This window comes from Geobacillus sp. G4, from assembly GCF_040327975.1.
Classification (GTDB): Bacteria; Bacillota; Bacilli; order Bacillales; family Anoxybacillaceae; genus Geobacillus; species Geobacillus thermoleovorans.
In genome coordinates, this window is sequence record NZ_JBEPJY010000107.1 from 1 (window position 1) to 266 (window position 266).

A 266-nucleotide genomic window follows, 5' to 3' on the forward strand; every position below is an offset into this window, starting at 1 on the left:
TGGAAGAATGCCTACAATAATCTGAAAACTGTCAATGGTGAACGAACGTTGGACCTCATTCATTTCTCCGGGCATCATTCCATGGGGCCTCTTGCTGGAAACGAATATTTGCTTAAGGACCTGATCTATCAGAATGCGGTGCTGGCTCAGCCTTTTTTCCTGGGCGATTCGTTTAAATCCTCCAAAGGATTTTTTCCCACCGAGCTCGGGTTCTCGGAACGGATAATTCCGGTACTCGACAAGCTGGGCATTGAATGGTCAGTGAT

The 266-nt window shown here is 47.0% G+C and carries 1 protein-coding gene; it reads left to right on the forward strand.

Going from position 1 to position 266, the window contains the following annotated elements:
* Nucleotides 1-48 precede the first annotated feature (48 nt).
* A partial coding sequence (locus ABS784_RS17145; RefSeq protein WP_352513409.1) for a hypothetical protein occupies nucleotides 49-266 on the forward strand: 218 nt, incomplete at its 3' end.